The organism is Streptomyces milbemycinicus (assembly GCF_002154605.1).
Classification (GTDB): domain Bacteria; phylum Actinomycetota; class Actinomycetes; order Streptomycetales; family Streptomycetaceae; genus Streptomyces; species Streptomyces milbemycinicus.
The window spans coordinates 1-581 of record NZ_MUNE01001134.1; the positions used below are offsets into that span (position 1 = coordinate 1).

Consider the following 581-nt stretch of genomic DNA (forward strand, 5'->3'; position numbering starts at 1 on the left):
GACCGTGCTGGCCGCCGTCGACGGCATCCCCGCCACGCTCTCGCTGCCCGCCGGCGTGGACGTCGAGGGGCCGGCCCGCGTGGCACGCGGCGCCGACGGCACGCTCGTCACGCCGACCGAGCCGGGCACCGGGGCGCTGCTGACCCTGACGGGACCGTCCGGCACCGCACAGGCTCTGGTGCTGTCGCACGAGGCGGCCCTCCAGCTGAACAAGATCCACATCTTCGGCCGGGACCGGCTCGCGCTCAGCGACGACGTAATCGTTGTCGACGGCGGTGAACTGCGCCTGCACATCACTTCCCCCGCTCCGTCCATCGCCCTGCTACCCGCGCCCGCCCAGCTGCCCGGTGACGGCGTCGGCCCGGCCACCGCCGACGGCGTCTTCACCCGCTGGTCGCTGACCCCGGCACCGCGCCTGCCGCAGCCGGCCCTGGAATGCCTGCGGGAGCATGCGGTGGCCCCGCCCGCCCGCATCGGCGGCTCCCACCAGAGGGCTTCCGCCCCGCGCGACGCGGACTTCGACAGGGCCGCCGTGTTCCATATCGACATCCCGGCATCGGCCCTGGACGGCGACGGAGAGG

Annotated in this window: 1 pseudogene; it reads left to right on the top strand. The window is 74.9% G+C overall.

Going from position 1 to position 581, the window contains the following annotated elements:
* Positions 1 to 581, top strand: a pseudogene (locus CCN51_RS51580) (beta-galactosidase); the annotation flags it as partial.